Origin of the sequence: Bradyrhizobium sp. 157, assembly GCF_023073815.1 — a bacterium.
Lineage (GTDB): Bacteria > Pseudomonadota > Alphaproteobacteria > Rhizobiales > Xanthobacteraceae > Bradyrhizobium.
Window position 1 is genome coordinate 409,212 of record NZ_JADPKF010000073.1, and the last position, 16,848, is coordinate 426,059.

General features: G+C 62.5%; 18 protein-coding genes. 8 read left to right on the top strand and 10 right to left on the bottom strand.

The window, feature by feature from the left end; genetic code table 11:
* Positions 1 to 159: 159 nt before the first annotated feature.
* Positions 160 to 1,233 carry an alkene reductase gene (locus tag IVA95_RS17930; protein WP_247511740.1) on the bottom strand — a complete coding sequence of 358 codons (1,074 nt, stop codon included), beginning with the start codon at positions 1,231 to 1,233 and terminating at the stop codon, positions 160 to 162.
* 84 nt (positions 1,234 to 1,317) lie between these two features.
* On the opposite strand from IVA95_RS17930, the gene IVA95_RS17935 reads away from it, so the two are divergent.
* The 3 genes from IVA95_RS17935 to IVA95_RS17945 all read left to right on the top strand — a co-directional run bounded on the left by IVA95_RS17935 (position 1,318) and on the right by IVA95_RS17945 (position 2,930).
* A complete protein-coding gene (locus IVA95_RS17935; protein ID WP_247511662.1) occupies positions 1,318 to 2,193 on the top strand; it encodes a LysR family transcriptional regulator in 876 nt (291 codons plus the stop codon).
* 112 nt (positions 2,194 to 2,305) lie between these two features.
* Positions 2,306 to 2,536, top strand: a complete 231-nt coding sequence (locus IVA95_RS17940; protein WP_247511663.1) for an AbrB/MazE/SpoVT family DNA-binding domain-containing protein — start codon at positions 2,306 to 2,308, stop codon at positions 2,534 to 2,536.
* The gene (locus IVA95_RS17945; RefSeq protein WP_247511664.1) at positions 2,526 to 2,930 is read left to right on the top strand and encodes a PIN domain-containing protein; all 405 of its coding nucleotides are present in this window, start codon (positions 2,526 to 2,528) and stop codon (positions 2,928 to 2,930) included. Before IVA95_RS17940 ends, IVA95_RS17945 begins: the two co-directional genes overlap by 11 nt.
* Positions 2,931 to 3,544: 614 nt before the next feature.
* Here IVA95_RS17945 and IVA95_RS17950 read toward each other — a convergent pair.
* From IVA95_RS17950 to guaA, 3 genes are all read right to left on the bottom strand, one after another.
* Positions 3,545 to 4,627, bottom strand: a complete 1,083-nt coding sequence (locus IVA95_RS17950; protein WP_247511665.1) for a DUF262 domain-containing protein — start codon at positions 4,625 to 4,627, stop codon at positions 3,545 to 3,547.
* 196 nt (positions 4,628 to 4,823) lie between these two features.
* Positions 4,824 to 5,420, bottom strand: a complete 597-nt coding sequence (locus IVA95_RS17955) for an AbiV family abortive infection protein (RefSeq protein WP_247511666.1) — start codon at positions 5,418 to 5,420, stop codon at positions 4,824 to 4,826.
* A gap of 153 nt (positions 5,421 to 5,573) precedes the next feature.
* Complete coding sequence (gene guaA / locus IVA95_RS17960) at positions 5,574 to 7,169, bottom strand: glutamine-hydrolyzing GMP synthase (RefSeq protein WP_247511667.1); 1,596 nt, start codon at positions 7,167 to 7,169, stop codon at positions 5,574 to 5,576.
* Positions 7,170 to 7,322: 153 nt separating this feature from the next.
* Here guaA and IVA95_RS17965 point away from each other — a divergent pair, with 153 nt between their 5' ends.
* Positions 7,323 to 7,697, top strand: coding sequence for a nuclear transport factor 2 family protein (locus IVA95_RS17965; protein WP_247511668.1), 375 nt, complete (start codon positions 7,323 to 7,325; stop codon positions 7,695 to 7,697).
* A 204-nt stretch (positions 7,698 to 7,901) separates the two neighbouring features.
* A complete protein-coding gene (locus tag IVA95_RS17970; RefSeq protein ID WP_247511669.1) occupies positions 7,902 to 8,234 on the top strand; it encodes a DHCW motif cupin fold protein in 333 nt (110 codons plus the stop codon).
* A gap of 108 nt (positions 8,235 to 8,342) precedes the next feature.
* Here IVA95_RS17970 and IVA95_RS17975 read toward each other — a convergent pair whose 3' ends face one another.
* Positions 8,343 to 9,641, bottom strand: a complete 1,299-nt coding sequence (locus IVA95_RS17975) for an RsmB/NOP family class I SAM-dependent RNA methyltransferase (protein ID WP_247511670.1) — start codon at positions 9,639 to 9,641, stop codon at positions 8,343 to 8,345.
* Between the two features lie 72 nt (positions 9,642 to 9,713).
* Complete coding sequence (locus IVA95_RS17980) at positions 9,714 to 10,136, bottom strand: MAPEG family protein (RefSeq protein ID WP_247511671.1); 423 nt, start codon at positions 10,134 to 10,136, stop codon at positions 9,714 to 9,716.
* Between the two features lie 173 nt (positions 10,137 to 10,309).
* On the opposite strand from IVA95_RS17980, the gene IVA95_RS17985 reads away from it, so the two are divergent.
* The 3 genes from IVA95_RS17985 (at position 10,310) to IVA95_RS17995 (ending at position 13,133) form a co-directional block, all read left to right on the top strand.
* The gene (locus IVA95_RS17985; RefSeq protein ID WP_247511672.1) at positions 10,310 to 11,002 is read left to right on the top strand and encodes an acriflavin resistance protein; all 693 of its coding nucleotides are present in this window, start codon (positions 10,310 to 10,312) and stop codon (positions 11,000 to 11,002) included.
* Positions 11,003 to 11,122: 120 nt separating this feature from the next.
* Complete coding sequence (locus IVA95_RS17990; RefSeq protein ID WP_247511673.1) at positions 11,123 to 12,091, top strand: dienelactone hydrolase family protein; 969 nt, start codon at positions 11,123 to 11,125, stop codon at positions 12,089 to 12,091.
* 208 nt (positions 12,092 to 12,299) lie between these two features.
* Complete coding sequence (locus IVA95_RS17995; protein ID WP_247511674.1) at positions 12,300 to 13,133, top strand: metallophosphoesterase; 834 nt, start codon at positions 12,300 to 12,302, stop codon at positions 13,131 to 13,133.
* Positions 13,134 to 13,146: 13 nt separating this feature from the next.
* On the opposite strand, the gene IVA95_RS18000 is transcribed toward IVA95_RS17995, so the two are convergent.
* From IVA95_RS18000 to IVA95_RS18015, 4 genes are all read right to left on the bottom strand, one after another.
* Complete coding sequence (locus tag IVA95_RS18000; protein ID WP_213249863.1) at positions 13,147 to 13,422, bottom strand: hypothetical protein; 276 nt, start codon at positions 13,420 to 13,422, stop codon at positions 13,147 to 13,149.
* A 119-nt stretch (positions 13,423 to 13,541) separates the two neighbouring features.
* Entirely contained in the window at positions 13,542 to 14,564 is a 1,023-nt protein-coding gene (locus tag IVA95_RS18005; RefSeq protein ID WP_247511675.1) for an NADP-dependent oxidoreductase, read from the bottom strand.
* A 261-nt stretch (positions 14,565 to 14,825) separates the two neighbouring features.
* A complete protein-coding gene (gene guaB, locus IVA95_RS18010) occupies positions 14,826 to 16,316 on the bottom strand; it encodes an IMP dehydrogenase (RefSeq protein WP_247511676.1) in 1,491 nt (496 codons plus the stop codon).
* 221 nt (positions 16,317 to 16,537) lie between these two features.
* On the bottom strand, positions 16,538 to 16,786 hold the full coding sequence (locus tag IVA95_RS18015; protein ID WP_028346604.1) for a hypothetical protein: 249 nt from the start codon (positions 16,784 to 16,786) through the stop codon (positions 16,538 to 16,540).
* Between the last annotated feature and the right edge of the window lie 62 nt (positions 16,787 to 16,848).

Below are 16,848 nucleotides of genomic sequence, written 5' to 3' on the forward strand. Positions count from 1 at the left end.
GGTGAGTTAGTTAAATGGCCGGGTTGGGCCGGTAGCGGACTGACAGCTTTCGAGAACTGAGACCATGAAAGCTGCCGACATGAGACAGCCTTGTGAGAACGGCGGCCATTCAGTGCGAGTCCACCCGCTGGAACTGGGTGACTGAAATGGCCGCGAACCCTAGGCGCTCAGGGCGGGGTAATCGATGTAGCCTCGCGCGGTGCCACCGAAGAAGGTGTTGTGGTCTGCCTCGTTCATCGCTGCATTGGCTTTCAGCCGCACGACGAAGTCCGGATTGGCAAGGACCATCTGCCCATACGCTTCGAGATCGGCCAACCCCGAAGCCACGTCGGCGCCGATCTGGTCGCGCGGACGACTCGGCCGGTTGAGGATCAGCGATTGGTGCCAGAGCTTGCGAATGTCGGCCAGCAATGGCTCGTTGCCTTGGTGCATGATGTGCACATAGGCCAGCCCGAGCTTGTTGAGTTCGGCGACCAGATGGCGGTACAGATCCGGCCCTTCGGCGCCTTCGTCGATCCCCCATATCGTCGTGCCGGGGGACAGGCGGATCGCGGTGCGGTCCGCGCCGATCTCCTCGGCGATCGCGGTGGCGACCTCGATGGCGAAGCGGGCGCGGTTCTCGATGGAGCCGCCATATTCGTCCGTGCGCGCGTTGGCGCTCGGCGCGAAGAACTGCTGGACGAGGTAGGCGTTCGCGCCGTGAATCTCGACGCCGTCGGCGCCGGCCTCGATCGCTGAGCGGGCCGCGTGGCGGAAATCGGCGACGGTCTGGCGCACTTCTTCGGTCGTCAGCGCGCGCGGCGTGGGAATGTCCTGCATACCCGTCGCCGTGAACATGCCCGTCCCAGGCGCGATCGCGGACGGCGCGACCCCCTGGCGATGATGCGGCGTGTTGTCGGGATGCGACATACGTCCGGCGTGCATGAGCTGGATGAAGATGTGGCCGCCTTTGTCGTGCACGGCGGAAATGATCTTCCGCCAGCCGGCGACATGGGCGGGCGTGTAGATGCCCGGGGTGGTGAGATAGCCCTGCCCGTCATCCGAGGGCTGGGTGCCTTCGGTGACGATCAGGCCAACACCAGCGCGCTGGGCATAATATTCGGCAGCGAGCTCTCCCGGCGTACCGTCGAAGGCGGCGCGGCTGCGGGTCATGGGCGCCATGACCAGCCGGTTGGGAAGCATGTAGCGGCCAATGCGGGCCGGGGTGAACAGTGGATTCATTGGGTTCTCCATTCGTTGGAGGTCCTTGTCCACTATTCCGATCTCGGGATAAATCCGGCAGAATTGAAATCAGCGTTCCATCTGTGGAGCAATCAAATGAGTCATTTGAACGACATGGCGCTGTTCGTGGAGGTGGCCAGAGCCAGGAGCTTTCGGAAGGCCGCGGAGGCTGTCGGCATGCCAAACTCCACTCTATCGCGACGTATCAGCGAGCTGGAGAAGGCGATCGGCCTGAGACTGCTGCATCGCACGACGCGCAAGATCGAGCTCACTGAGGCCGGTCAGCTCTATTATGAGCGAAGCAAGCGAATCGTCGACGAGGCACGGCTCGCGCACGAGCAGCTCGGCGCGATGTTGGAGCAGCCGAGCGGGGTCCTGCGGGTTTCGCTCCCGGTCGACTTCGCCACGCATTACCTCACGCCGATCATCGCTGACTTCGCGCGGCGCTATCCCGGCATCACGTTCGAATTCGACCTGACCCCACGCCGTGTCGATTTGGTGGCCGAGCCGTTCGATGTGGCGATCCGCATCGGCAAACTGGAAGATTCCAGTCTGATCGCGCGCCTGATCGGGCGGCATTCGCGTCACCTCTATGCGTCTCCTGGCTATATTGAAGCGTCAGGCGAGCCCGCGACACCGGCGGACCTGGCGGAGCATGAATGCATCTGCATGCCGCGGATCCCAACCTGGACTTTGCACCAGGGGATGAACAAGGTCGATGTCGGCGTTCACGGCCGCTTCACGCTCAACAGCGTCGGGATGATCCGCGCCCTGGCGGTCAACCACCAGGGCATCGCCGTGCTTGCCGAGAAGATCGTCGCCGACGATGTCGCCTCTGGCCGGCTCAGGCGTGTCCTGCCCGAATGGCAGGGGTCGTCGGTGAGCATTCACGCCGTCACCGAAACTCGCCTTATTCCAGCCAAGACCCAGCGCTTAATCGAATACCTGTCCTCCAGGCTGATGGAAGCTTGAACATGCTGGCGGTTCTCATGGAAGCTCATGGGCCTACTCCGCTTCCTTGACCTTCAGCATCATTAGATATACATTCAAAAGCATGTATATCATGATGAACGGAGGAACTGGCATGCAGGTCGCAAAATGGGGGAACAGCCTTGCGGTTCGGCTTCCCGCCATCGTGGTCGAGGCGCTCGGCCTCAAGGAGGGCGACGAGATCGAAATCCACGTCGCTGACGGGCGACAGTTTGGCGTCGCACGCAAGCCCGGGCGCGACGAGCTATTGAAACGCCTTCGCGCGTTCCGCGGCCGTCTCCCTGCCGATTTCAGGTTCGACAGGGACGAGGCGAATGCCCGTTAGTTTTTTCGATACCAACATCCTCGTCTACCTCGCATCCGGCGATGCCGCGAAGGCCGATCGGGCGGAGGCGGCCATCGCCGGCGGCGGTTCAATCAGCGTGCAAGTTCTGAACGAACTTGCCAACGTCGCGCGCCGGAAAATGCAGATGTCCTGGGACGAGACGCATGCATTCCTCGACACGTTGCGCGGCCTGCTGACGGTTCATCCCCTCACCGTCGAGACCCACGAAACGGGACTTCGACTGGCGGAGCGATACGGCCTATCAATCTATGACTCGATGATTGCCGCCTCGGCACTTGACGCCGGTTGCGACACGCTCTGGTCGGAGGATATGCAACACGGCATGAAGCTCGACGAGGGTTTACGCATCGCCAATCCGTTTCGCGGTGGATAGATCGTAGCGTTCAATGACGATGCGCGCCGCGCCGATCGTGGCTGATTTGGCGAAATACGCTGCGCTATTCCGCTCTATGACTGATCTACATTTCAAACAACATGAGGGTGTGAGTCCGCATTCTCGCGGCGAGAAGCGCCCGAGCTTTGCATCTTCTTTTGCCCTCTTCTTGTTCAGAGGGCGCAGGGAAGACCGGGTGCTTGCTGCACCCGCGGTCTCGCGTGCGATTTGCGCAAACAAAACTGCACACGAGCATACAGGGCAGCGGGAGCATTCCGGCCTTCCCTGCGCAATGGCTTTACGGCTTACTTCGCGCTCTTCCCGGAGAACGGCTCTTTTGCCTCCGTCGCCCGTGAGAAGCTTGCCCCTCTCGGACTTAACGCCAGCACCGCGGCGCCCGAACCACACGACTTCGCCGTACGCTTCCTGCGCGTACGTCGAGCGCGCATTCAGCGTCCACCGCATCTCACCGCGCGTTCGTGACGATCGCGAAGCGCCCCTCATCCGCCGTGAGACGGGCGGAGTTATGCGACTGATTTGGGTGAGAACGAAAGCGGAATATTTTTGATTCCAGGGCTTGACACGATTTCGGAAAATCAGAAGTGATTTGCCCCTCATGCCAGTTTGTAACGCGGCCTTGAGCCACCGTTGCAATTTTGTGCACTGTCACCGTAATCCCGCACCGTGCTATATGCCGGCCATGAACCGCTTGAACAACTCGCTAAAGTGCGTTGAAGGAACCTCGACGAGCTTGTTGCCGTGTCGAACAAAAAACGCGCCGCCGTAATTCGACGGCTCTTGCTGCGCCTGCGCCTCTTCTGCGTGGCTAGTTCGATCTGCTGATGCCTTTGTTGCTGGGCTTCGCCATCGCTGAAGCCGAAGAAGTCGTCCAACACTTCGCTGCGTGATGGAGGCTTGGGCTCCAGCAACATAAACGCGAGGATGTCGGCGATGATTTCTTCATCGCGTGATTCACGCACCTGTTCCTTGGTCAGCACCCCCTGCTTGATCCAGAATACCTCGTCGACGTCGATGCCGTACGGCAGCTCGCGGTTGGTGATCGAGATTTTCTTCATCTCGTTGAGGGGAAGTTCGTCGGACGCGGAGACGTCACCGCGCACTTTGGCCGCGATGTTGCGGACGGCTTGGGCGAAGTGACCCGTCGAGCCTGCAATCCGGAGCTCCTGCCGCGACAGCTTTCGCCCACCCGAGTTGATTCGGCGAAACACCTCATCGACTTCACCGTCGCCAGTGAACTCGTAGATCGAAAGTGGCACCGTGTACGAGGCGACCTGCACGCAGGCCTCTCGCGCCAGCAGTGGCTCGCGCTGTTGCAACTCGCCAGCATCGAGGAGCGCCTTCGTCTCGGCCATCGTATTCAGGTCGAAGAATTGCCCGTTCACGTCATACTCATTCTCGATGAAGCCGAATACGGCGTTCAGCCGCTGCATGCCGTCGATGATCTCGAACTGGCTCGATCCAGTCGGGACTTTGCGCTCAGCGAGCAGCACGATGGGCACTGGGTAGCCGCTGATGATCGAGTCGATGAACCGGCGTTTTTCGTCAAGCGTCCAGACAAGCTTTCGCTGGTACCGGCGATTAACGATGTAGCGCCACGCTTGGTAGTTGCCGTAGACTCGCTCGACGGATTCACCCTTGACCGTCAGGTCCTGCCTACCTTTTTGCACGTCCGCCATCACCAGGTTTCTCCAATTGCTTGGCACCGTATCCGGGAAGACACCATCAACACCATACCCACCGTCGACGAATCCACCACCGGTTGCCACTGTTCGGGACCCGCAAACTTCACCTCCCCCAGCGTTGCGGCGCTGTGCGGCTGGTGAGCTTCGGACAGCCATCGGCGGGGACGCGAGAGCTGGTGCAGGTGCTGAGCTAGGCGTCCGCCCATCTCGAGAACAGCGCGTCCGTAGCCTGGCCGAGCTCAAGAGACCGGCTCGTGAAGCCGACCAGCGCGTCGTCGAAGGCCTCGATCGCCAGCAGCAGAAGCTCCCGTGAGGTCTGGGGCGACACAGCGCTACTCGGCGTGACCAGCCCGCCGGCACCCTGCTCGACATAGAGCGCGGCCTCGCGGATCTTCACCAGGTCGCCGGCTTGGCCCTGCTCCATGAGCTCGCGCATGCGGTCCTCCCCGATGGCGGCCTGCAGGCGGTTTCCCATTGCGACGGTCGGACCCAACGCCAACTTGTGCTTCTCGGCGTGCCCGTAGAGGGGATCCTTGCGGCGCGCGACCGGTGTGGTTGACCGCCGGAACGATCCGATATGTACCTTGGCCGTCTCCTCGATAGCGGTGATCGAGAGGAACGCCGCCGTCGCGTGAGAGTTACCCTCGAGCAACATCGACGCGTCGATGAGTAGCTGGACGATGTGCTCGCAAGCCGCGTTGAATTCCCCGGCTGAGGCGCCGAGTCGTTGACCCACGACCGCGGCTGCCTCCACAGATGACCACCAGTGATCGGAAAAATCTGGCATTGGAAGTGCCTGCTTTGGGTGGCGCATGATAGGCGGCCACTAGAACTAGAACCCGAGTGGTCTGCGCGTCAGCAGGGAAAACACGCAAGTCGTTGTCGCGATCCGTTTTCCTGGATTTTGATAGCGGATGAAGCAGCGTGAGACGATCTTAGATCACTCCCACTCGATCGTCCCCGGCGGCTTGCTCGTTACGTCGTACACCACCCTATTCACCCCCTTCACCTCGTTGATGATCCGCGTCGCCGTCGCGCCGAGGAAGCTCATGTCGAAGGGATAGAAGTCGGCGGTCATGCCGTCGGTGGAGGTCACGGCGCGGAGGCCCACGACGTATTCGTAGGTGCGGCCATCGCCCATCACGCCGACCGTCTTCACCGGCAGCAGCACGGCAAAGGCCTGCCAGATCTTGTCGTACAACCCCGCTTTGCGGATCTGGTCGATGTAGACGGCGTCGGCGTTGCGGAGGATGTCGAGTTTTTCCTTGGTGATATCGCCGGGGCAGCGGATCGCGAGACCCGGGCCCGGGAACGGGTGGCGGCCGACGAAGATTTCGGGCAGGCCGAGCTCGCGGCCGAGCACGCGGACTTCGTCCTTGAACAGTTCGCGCAAGGGTTCGACCAGCTTCATGTTCATGCGCGCCGGCAAGCCACCGACATTGTGGTGCGACTTGATGGTCACCGACGGGCCGCCGGTGAAGGAGACGCTCTCGATCACATCAGGGTAAAGCGTGCCCTGCGCCAAAAATTCGGCGCCGCCGATCTTCTTCGCCTCCTGATCGAAGACGTCGATGAACAGGCGGCCGATGGTTTTGCGCTTCGCTTCGGGATCGCTGACGCCTTTGAGCTCGCCGAGGAAAAGCTTTGACGCATCAACATGGACCAACGGGATATTGTAGTGATGCCGGAACAGGTCGACCACCGTTTCGGCTTCGTTCAGCCGCAGCAAGCCGTGGTCGACGAACACGCAGGTGAGCTGGTCGCCGATCGCCTCGTGGAGCAGCACCGCTGCCACGGCGGAATCGACGCCGCCGGAAAGGCCGCAGATCACCCTGCCCTTGCCGACCTGGGTGCGGATTTTTTCGATCGCCTCCTCACGGAAGGCGCGCATGGTCCAGTCGCCGGTGAAGCCTGCGACCTTGCGGACGAAATTGCGCAGCAGCTTGGCGCCGTCGGGCGTATGCACCACTTCGGGGTGGAACATCAGGCCGTAATATTTGCGCTTCTCGTCCTGGATCACGGCGAACGGCGCGTTCGGCGAGACGGCGGCGACGGTAAAGCCCGGCGGCATTTTGGTGATGCGGTCGCCATGGCTCATCCACACCGGATGGCGCTCGCCCATCGACCAGGTGTCGTCGAACAATTTGCTCGCCGTCTTCACCTCGACATCGGCGCGGCCGAATTCGCGGTGGTGGCCGCCCTCGACCTCGCCGCCGAGCTGGGCGGCAAGCGTCATCTGGCCGTAGCAGATGCCGAGCACGGGGACGCCGGAATCGAAGATCAGTTGCGGCGCGCGCGGCGAGCCTTCTTCGTGCACCGACTCCGGCCCGCCGGAGAGGATCACCGCCTTCGGCTTCATCTCCTTGAAGGCGGCTTCGGCCTTCTGGAACGGCACGATTTCGGAATAGACGCCCTCCTCGCGCACCCGGCGGGCGATCAGTTGCGTCACCTGACTGCCGAAGTCGACAATCAGAATCTTGTCATGCGCCGAGGCCACCGAGGGCGTCGACTCGCGGGCTTTCTGTGCTGCTGTCATGGACAGGAATTACGCGACGAGGCGCGGCCTCGCAACCGCGGCAAAGGGCTGACCCACATTCTTTCTGGGGCATGGACAGATTGATATTAGGTAAGTATTATTGACCTAACTTGCGTCGATTGCCGGGAGCAAATCTGAGCGAAAGGAGGAAACATGCAACGCCAGCATTACGCGGCGTCCGATCTGGCGGCGCTCGGCCGGGAGTGGATCGCGGCCTGGAACTCGCACGACCTCGAGCGCATCCTCGCGCTCTATGCCGAGGATGCCGAGATGACTTCCGACCGCATCCAGGCGCTCGGGCTTGCGGCCAGTGGCACGCTGCGCGGCAAGGACAAGCTTCGGATGTACTGGAGCAAAGCGTTCCAGTTGCTGCCCAACCTGCATTTCGACCTGATCGACACGTATGTGAGCCCCGACAGCGTGGTGGTGTTTTACCAGAACGAGCGCGGCGCGCAGATCTGCGAATATCTGCGGCTCGATGCGAATGGAAAGATCAGGCAGGGTTCGGCCAACCATCTGGCGCATTGAGTGGTGCCCCGCACGACGCGTTCCAAAATGGCCAGACAGCTTATCCTCGTCATTGCGAGAAGCGAAGCGACGAAGCAATCCATCTATCCGTTGTGCTGCGATATGGATTGCTTCGCGGAGCCTGTCATCGGGCGCGCATTCGCCTGACCCGTTGGCTCGCAATGACGAGGGTAGGCCTCCACTTCTCTCACCACCGGATTACCCATGAAAATTCCCGCACTGCCCTTCACCGTCACCGACTGGGGCCAAGTCGCTGCGACCACGCATCCGGGCGTTTCAGGCGAAGCGCTGTGGCGCACGCTCAACATCGGTGATCTCCGCGTGCGGATTGTGGAGTACTCACCGGGCTATCTTGCCGACCACTGGTGCGACCGTGGCCATGTGCTCTATGTGCTGGAAGGCGAGCTCGATACCGAATTGCGCGACGGACGCACGTTCAAGCTTCGTGCAGGGATGAGCTATCAGGTGTCGGATTTCGGCGACGCCGCGCATCGCTCGTCGACAAAGACCGGGGCGAAGTTGTTCATTGTGGATTGATGATCTCACCCCCGTCATTGCGAGGAGCGATAGCGACGAGGCAATCCATTCCTCCGCTTGTTGCGCGATGGATTGCTTCGCTTCGCTCGCAATGACGGGGAAACAGCATCACGCCTTCTTCAGCAGCGAGACGAAAAACCCATCCGTGCCCGTGCGGCGCGGCGTCATCAGCCAGCCTTCCGGCGATCGCAGCGCAGCCTTCTCAAAATCCTCCGCCTTGTCCCACAGCACGCTTGCCGTCTCGTTCAGTGGCTGAATCGAGAACTCGGGATGACGTGCCACGAAGGCGCGGACTTGTTCGCCGTTTTCGCTTGGCAGCACCGAGCAGGTGACATAGGCGATGCGGCCGCCGGGCTTGACCAGGCGGCTTGCGCGATCAAGGACTTCGGCCTGGTCCTTCAAGCGGACCTCCAGCGCGCCGGGGCGCATCCGCCATTTGGCGTCTGGGTTGCGGCGCCAGGTGCCGGTGCCGGTGCAGGGCGCGTCGATCAGGACGAGGTCGGCCGACGACTTGATGTCGGCCAATGGATCAGCGTCGCCCTTCGGCGCGCGGATTTCGGCGTTGTGGACGCCGGCGCGCGACAGCCGCTCGTAGATCGGCGCGAGCTGGCGCTTGTCGCGGTCGGTCGCGATCAGGCGGCCCTTGCCTTGCATCATCGCGGCGAGCGCCAGCGTCTTGCCGCCGGCGCCGGCGCAGAGATCGATCACCTGCTCGCCGGGCTTTGCTGCGGTGAACATCGCCGCGAGTTGCGAGCCCTCGTCCTGCACCTCGATCGCGCCCTTGATGAAATCCTCTTCGGCATGAATGCCGGGATTGCGGGCGTCGGCGCCGAGTTCGATGCGCAAGCCGATCGGCGACCATGGCGTCGGCATAGCTCCGAGATGTGAAAGCGATGCGAGCACTTTTTCGCGCTTGGCTTTGAGCGTGTTGACGCGCAGATCGAGCGGGGCGCGGCTTGCCATCGCGGCTGCCTCCGCCACGCGATCGTCGCCGAACACGGCGGCCAGATGCGGATCGAGCCATTCCGGATAGTCGCCGGCGATGTGCGGCGGCGCGTCATCGAGAGTCCGCGAGGTGAGCGCTGATCGTTCGGCCTCGGTCAGCGGTTCCGGCGCAAAACGCCCGCCGTCGCAGAGCGCCGAGATCGCCTCCACATCGAGCTTGCGCTCGAGCTTCATCATGCCGAGCACGCGCGCCCGTGGCGTGTCCGCGTCCATCAGCCAGGCGCTCGATGCGCGACGCCGCAGCACGTCCCAGATCAGGCCCGAAATCGCCGCGCGATCGCCCGAGCCGGCATAGCGATGCGCGGTGCCCCACTCCTTCAGCGCCTTTGCCGCGGGAACGCGCTGGGCGTCGATGGTGCCGATCAGTTCGATGGCGGCGGAAAGGCGGGCAGCGGGGGTCATTCAGAGCTTTCCGATAGCGTTTTCGAGCGAAGTGGGTACCGGTTCGCGTGAAGAAAACGCGTCAAACAAAGACTAGATCAGAAGCAGAAGCTTCAGCGCGACGTAGATCCACATCGCAAGCAGCACCAGCGCGCCGGCAAACCACGCCAGGCTGCGCTGCTGGATGTTGTTGGTGGTGACGAAAATGCCGGCATGGGCAAATCGTGTCACCACGAACACCCAGGACATCAGCACGATGAAGAGATCGGCCCGGCGCAGCGGCAGCGCCAGCGCGATCAGGAGGTAGAACAGGAGGGGTACTTCGAACTGATTTGAGAAGCAATTGCCGATCTGGGCGACGCGGGGCGGATATTTCGGCTGTCCGAGCGCGATGTCCCTCAGGCTGGTTTCGCGGGCCTTCACCGCCTTGGTGCGGGCCGTCACCATCCAGAACATCAGGAAGAAGGTGAGCCCGATCAAAACGAAGACTGGCAGCAAAACCATCTGAACCGACATGAGAATCTCCCCCGAAGCCTGCGTGACCTTAAAGCAATAACGAGATGCCGCTCACCTGAAAAATGCACTTAACATGGCTCGCTTGAACCACAGGGAGAGCCCGGACGACCAACTACCGAGAATTCCGAAGGTTCTGGTCTCGAACCGATCTTGAACCAATCCGCGAGCAGGCGATGAACATCACCTCCCCGATCCTGACCGGCGCCGGCCGCGCCGCCGAGCTGCCCGGCGATTCCGTGAGCTCCCTGCTCCGGGCCGTCGGGTTCAGCGACAGCCCCGACGGCGGCCTTGGCATCGCCATGTCGGCATTGGCCGGCATCGCCGCGGCGCTGGCGGTCGCGATCATGCTCTCGGTCTATTTCCACAGCGGCCGCCGCAGCCGCCACGATCTGGTCAAGCATGGGCTTGCCGCCTCCGCGGTGCTGGTCCTGCTCGCCTTCGCGATCTCGGACACCAGGCACGCGGCGCAGGCCTATCTCGGCCTCAATCCGGCAAAGCCCGCGGTGGAATTTGAAATCCGCCTGCCGAAGGCGACGTTGACGACCGCGGCGGACATCCAGATCGAGTTGCTGACGGACCGGAACCAGAAACTGGCGAAAGTCCAGGAGGCGCTGGCCTCGACCGCCGACGGCCGCAGCATCTTGCGGGGGACGGTGACGCTCGATTATCGCACCACCGAGCGGATGATGGTGCTGAACCTGCCCGGCCGGGCCCAGAGCACGTTCCGGCTGCGGCTGCCGGCAAGCCCATCGCGCTCCGACCAGTTCGGGCCGTGGCATCTGGCCGACGGCATCGTCGCCGCCAATGGCGGCACGGTGACGACAGAGACTCACGACGCCTTCGCGATCCGCTATCGCGTGCTCTGAGGCGCATTGAGATACAAGATGGCAAGACCGTCGGGCACATTTGCTTTGACGGGAATAACCAGCGCTCTACTGTATCCCTGACGGTCGCCGAAAGAGAGCAGCCGCGGGAGGATTGCAACTTTGCGATTTCGCGATCAGGACATTGTTTTCGCTGGCGGCGCCAAGGGACAGAATATCGACATTCTCACCGCCAATCCGGTCAACTATTTTCATGTCATCAGCAATGCCGCCGAGCTGCCCAGGCTTGTGATCGACGGCAAGCTGTTCCTGCCGGCCTCGAACAATCGCAAACGCAACGGAAAGCTGCCGCTGGTGATGGTGGTGCCGGGCAGCCTCGGCGTTGCGCCTTCGCATCTGGCGCATGCCGAAACGGTGGTCCGTGACGGCTTTGCGGCGTTTGTCCTCGACAGTTTCGGCGCGCGCGGCGTGACCTCGACGGTTGCCAACCAGACGCAGTTCTCATTTGCCGCCAGCGCCTATGACGTGCTGGCGGCCTGGCAGGTGCTGGCAGTCCATCCGGAGATCGACGCTTCCCGGATCGGCGCGCAAGGCCACAGCCGCGGCGGCTCGGCCGTGCTGACGGCTGCGACGCGCCGCTTTGCCGATGCGGTGGTCGGCGACGGCGCCGGATTCAGGAGCGTGCTCGCCGCCTATCCCTGGAGCGGCCATCAGTTCCTCGATCCGTCCGTCGATGAAACCGAAATCCGCGTCATCATGGGCGATGCCGATGAATGGTGCTCGCCGATGCAGGTGCAGGGCCATTGCCAGGCCATCCGCCTGTCCGGCGGCAAGGCGACGATGCGGCTGATCGGCGGCGCGCAGCACAGCTTTGACCGCGGCACGGGAATCGAGAACGTCCCCGACGCGTCCGTCTCCCCCGCCGCGCCGACGGCCTACATCGCCAATGACGGCGCCTTCATCCATCCGCTTCACGGCGTCGCGGAGAGCAAGCTCACCGACCGCGACCTGATGATCTATGCGCTGAAGGCCGGCTACGGCCGCAAGGGCGCGAAGATTGGAAGCCGCGACGGCGACGCCGAGCTGTTCAAGGCGGATATGCTGGCGTTCTGGCGACGGACGTTGGGGTAACACCTGAGATCTGCCACATAAATAGTCGTCATCACCCGCGCATGCGGGTGATCCAGTATTCCAGAGACAGTAATGATTAGAGCGATAGGCTGCGGCGTACTGGGTACCCCGCCTTCGCGGGGTGCGACGATTGAGGTTGGGCAAGAGTTCGGATCCGTCATCGTTCTGACTCGGGACGCGGCGATAATCCGTCCAAAAGGACTATTGCATGCACGAATTTCGCCTGACCCAAATTTCCGACACCCACCTCGCCCGCCGTCTGCAAAAACTCACCGAGAATTTTCACCGCGTCAGCGAGCATATCGACGCAACGCGTCCCGATCTTGTCATCAATACTGGCGATCTCGCCTTCGATGCGCCGACCAGCCCTGATGATCTCAATTTTGCAAAAGAGCTGCACGACGCGCTGCCGGTACCGTGCCGACATCTGCCAGGCAATCACGACGTCGGCGATAACCCAACGGCCGTCGGCGCCCCGCCGAAGCCGCCGGCAACCGAACACGAGCGGCAGAAATATCTTTCCGTGATCGGCGAGGACCGCTGGCGTTTCGATGCGGCGGGCTGGTGCTTTATCGGGCTGAATTCGCTGATCATGAACACGGGGATCGAGAGCGAGGCTGAGCAGTTCGATTGGCTCGCCTTAGAACTTGCGCGCGTGAACGGCAAGCCGGCCGCGCTGTTCCTGCACAAGCCGCTGTTTCTGAACGCGCCTGATGATCCCGAGACGGCCGAAACCGCGATCCGCTACGTTCCGCAGCCGAGGCGCAAAGATCTGGTCGAGCTGTTCTCCGCGGTGGATCTGCGGCTGGTCGCCTCAGGCCACGTCCACCAGCGTCGCGACTTCACCTATCGCCACACGCGCCATGTCTGGGCGCCGTCGACAGGTTTCATCCTTCCAGACAGAATTCAGCCGGTCATCGGCACAAAGGAAGTCGGGCTGGTGGAGTATCGGTTCCAGCCCGACGCCTTTGAGGTCCGGCACGTCAGAGCGCCGGGACAATCCGATGTTGATCTGGATTCACTGATTGGCAGGAATTCCTAGTTCTCAGAGAGCATCACCACTGGCGCTCAACGAGGCCATAGGAATAGTAGGAGCCATCGTCCCAAGGCTGTGACGCAAATGCGCCCACGCGTGGAGCCGGGTGAAACCGGCTACCATAATAGTAGCCCGGGGGCGTGGTCCTGACGCCGTAGCCTCCTGTGACGTAAGCTGAGTTCGGATAGCTATAGCCTATAACGCCGGGCTCCTGATAGACCACTTGAGCCATTGCAGGAGTGGCCAGCATCGTAGCGGCAACCAAGCCGAGCGATAGTTTCTTGCAGTTCATCATTTGGCTTCTCCTTTGGATGTCAAAACCAAACGACAGTTTCGAGGGGACGTTCCGCCGCGCGCCTCAAGTAGCCGTGAGCTTCTTCGTTGATGGTTCCTAGAACTCGGGGCGCGCCGGCTTCAAGTTTTGTCCGGCCCGACGCGTACGAGTTGCTTGCCGAAATTGGCGCCCTTCAGAAGGCCCATGAACGCGGCCGGCGCGCTCTCGAGGCCTTCGGTGACGAACTCCTTGTGCTTGACGTTACCCTCGCGCACCCACCCCGACATGTCGCGCAGGAAGTCGCCGTGACGCGCGGCGAAATCGCTGACGATGAAGCCGCGGATGGTCAGGCGCTTGGTCAATACCGCGCGCATCAGGGACGGTGCCCATTTCGGCGCCACCGCCTGCGTGTCGTTGTAATGCGCGATCAGGCCGCACACGGGAACGCGCGCAAAGGCATTGAGCAGCGGGAACACCGCTTCGAACACGGCACCGCCGACGTTTTCAAAATAGACGTCGATGCCCTTTGGGCAGGCATCCTTCAACTTGGCCGCGAGATCGTGATCGCGGTGATCGAGGCAATCGTCGAAGCCGAGTTCATTCTTGACGTAAGCGCATTTGTCCTTGCCGCCGGCGATGCCGACCGCGCGTGCGCCCTTGATCTTCGCGATCTGGCCGACGGCCGAGCCGACCGCGCCGGATGCGGCCGCCACGACGACGGTCTCACCCGCTTGCGGCTTGCCGATGTCGAGCAGGCCCGTATACGCGGTCATGCCGGGCATGCCGAGCACGCCGACCGCGGTCGAGATCGGCGCGATCGTGGGATCGACCTTTGTAAGACCCTTGCCGTCGGAGATCGCATGCGTTTGCCAACCATTGCGCGACAGCACGATGTCGCCCTTGGCGAATGCCGGATTGTTTGAGGCGATCACATCGCTGACCGTGCCGGCTTCCATCACGCCGCCGATCGGCACCGGCTGCGCGTAGGACGGCCCGTCGCTCATGCGTCCGCGCATGTAGGGATCGAGCGACAGCCAGATGGTGCGAAGGAGCACCTCGCCGGCGCCGGGCGTGGGGATGGGGCAATCCTCGAGGCGGAAGTCGGAAGGTTTGGGCTCGCCGACGGGGCGCGAGGCGAGGACGATGCGTTTGCCCTGGGACATGGTTGTTCCTCCGGTTTGTTGTTTTTCGTCATTGCGAGCGAAGCGAAGCAATCCATTCTCGTCAACGAAAAAGAGTGGATTGCTTCGTCGCTAGCGCTCCTCGCAATGACGGTGGCGAGTACCGCATCCCTTCTTAAAACGCCGTCATTCCGGGATCGTGCGCGAGCACCAGACCCGGAATCTCGAGATTCTCAGGTGCGCAATTGCGCACCATAGTTCGATGCTTCGCATCGCCCCGGAATGACGGCGCGTGCGGGGGAACTACGCCCCGCCCGGATAATTCGGGCTTTCCCGCGTGATCGTCACGTCGTGGACGTGGCTTTCGCGCAGGCCCGCGCCGGTGATTCGGACGAACTGAGCCTTGGCGTGGAATTCGGCGAGATTGCGGGCGCCGACATAGCCCATCGCGGCACGCAGGCCGCCGGCGAGCTGGTGCATGACGTTGGCGACTGGCCCCTTGTACGGCACCTGGCCCTCGATGCCCTCGGGCACCAGTTTCAGCGTATCCTTGATGTCCTGCTGGAAGTAGCGGTCGGCCGAGCCGCGCGCCATCGCGCCGACCGAACCCATGCCGCGATAGGCCTTGTAGGAGCGGCCCTGCCACAGAAACACTTCGCCGGGCGTCTCGTCGGTGCCGGCGAGCAGCGAGCCGACCATGGCGATGTCGGCACCGGCGGCGAGCGCTTTGGCCAGATCGCCGGAATATTTGATGCCGCCATCGGCAATCACTGAAACGTCGGCCTTCTTCGCCGCTTCCACCGCATCCATGATCGCGGTGAGCTGCGGCACGCCAACGCCGGCGACGATGCGCGTGGTGCAGATCGAGCCCGGACCAATGCCGACCTTGATCGCGTCCGCGCCCGCGTCGATCAGCGCCTGCGCGCCCTCTTTCGTTGCGATGTTGCCGGCAATCACCTGCACTGCGTTGGAAAGTTGCTTGATGCGGTTGACCGCCTCGAGCACCCGCGAGGAATGGCCGTGCGCGGTATCGACCACGATCAGGTCGACGCCAGCATCGATCAGCCGCTCGGTGCGCTCAAAGCCACCCTCGCCGACCGTGGTCGCGGCAGCCACACGCAGGCGGCCATGCTCGTCCTTGCAGGCGAGCGGGTGCGCAACCGCCTTTTCCATGTCCTTGACGGTGATCAGCCCGACGCAGCGGTACTGGTCGTCGACAACGAGCAACTTCTCGATACGGTGCGTGTGCAGCATCCGCTTCGCTTCGTCCTGGCTGACGTTCTCGCGAACCGTGACGAGGTTCTCGTGCGTCATCAGCTCCGAGACTTTTTGCTTGGGATTGGTCGCAAAGCGGACGTCGCGGTTGGTGAGAATGCCGATCAGCTTGCCGGGCGTGTTCCTGCTGGCGCCGGTGACGACGGGAATGCCGGAAAAGCCGTGATCCTTCATCAGCGCCAGCGCGTCCGACAGCATCGCATCGGGACCGATGGTCAGCGGATTGACCACCATTCCCGATTCATACTTCTTGACTTGCCGCACCTGGGCGGCTTGCCCGTCCGGCTCGAAATTGCGGTGGATGACGCCGATGCCGCCCGCCTGCGCCATTGCGATCGCCATGCGCGCTTCGGTGACCGTGTCCATCGCCGACGCGATAATCGGAATGTTCAGCGGAATCGCGCGGGTCACATGGGAGCGGATATCAGCCTCCGAGGGCAAGATATCCGAGAGACCGGGCTTCAGAAGCACATCGTCGAACGTGAAGGCTTCACGGATACCCTGAAGTCCCTGCGCCATTGCCAACTCCTTTCGGCGGCTCGCCGCCGCGATCAGTTCTATGGATGAACGCCGCCTTCGGCGATGCTACCGCATCTCCGTCGAATCGAAGCCCATCGATGGGGTTGACGGTGGTCGATAGCATGGCAGCAGGCCGAATCAAAGCGTTTGACTGCTATGCACAGACTTTTCGGGAAACGCCGCAATCCCAAGGGTTTAGCGGGAGAGCTTACGGGAAGGCCTTACGGCCGATAGCCCGGCGGTGGCCCGTGCTGGCGGATCGCCTCTACCACCTCGCGGTGGCGGCGGTCCTCCCGCTTCATGTGAACCGCGATCAGCGCATGCGCCGACGGCACCAAGAGCAGGACGTGGAAGATCAGCCCGAACACCAGGCAAAACACGATCAGGACCAGGTTGAAGATCGCCGAAAACGGCTGCCCGTTCAGGAGCAGCCCGAGCGGCGGCAACAGAGCAGCGAGAACGTAGATCATGCGGACCTCCGGGCCTGGCGCGGTGCATACCAGCGTCACGCAGGATTTAGGTGGTTTGCCCG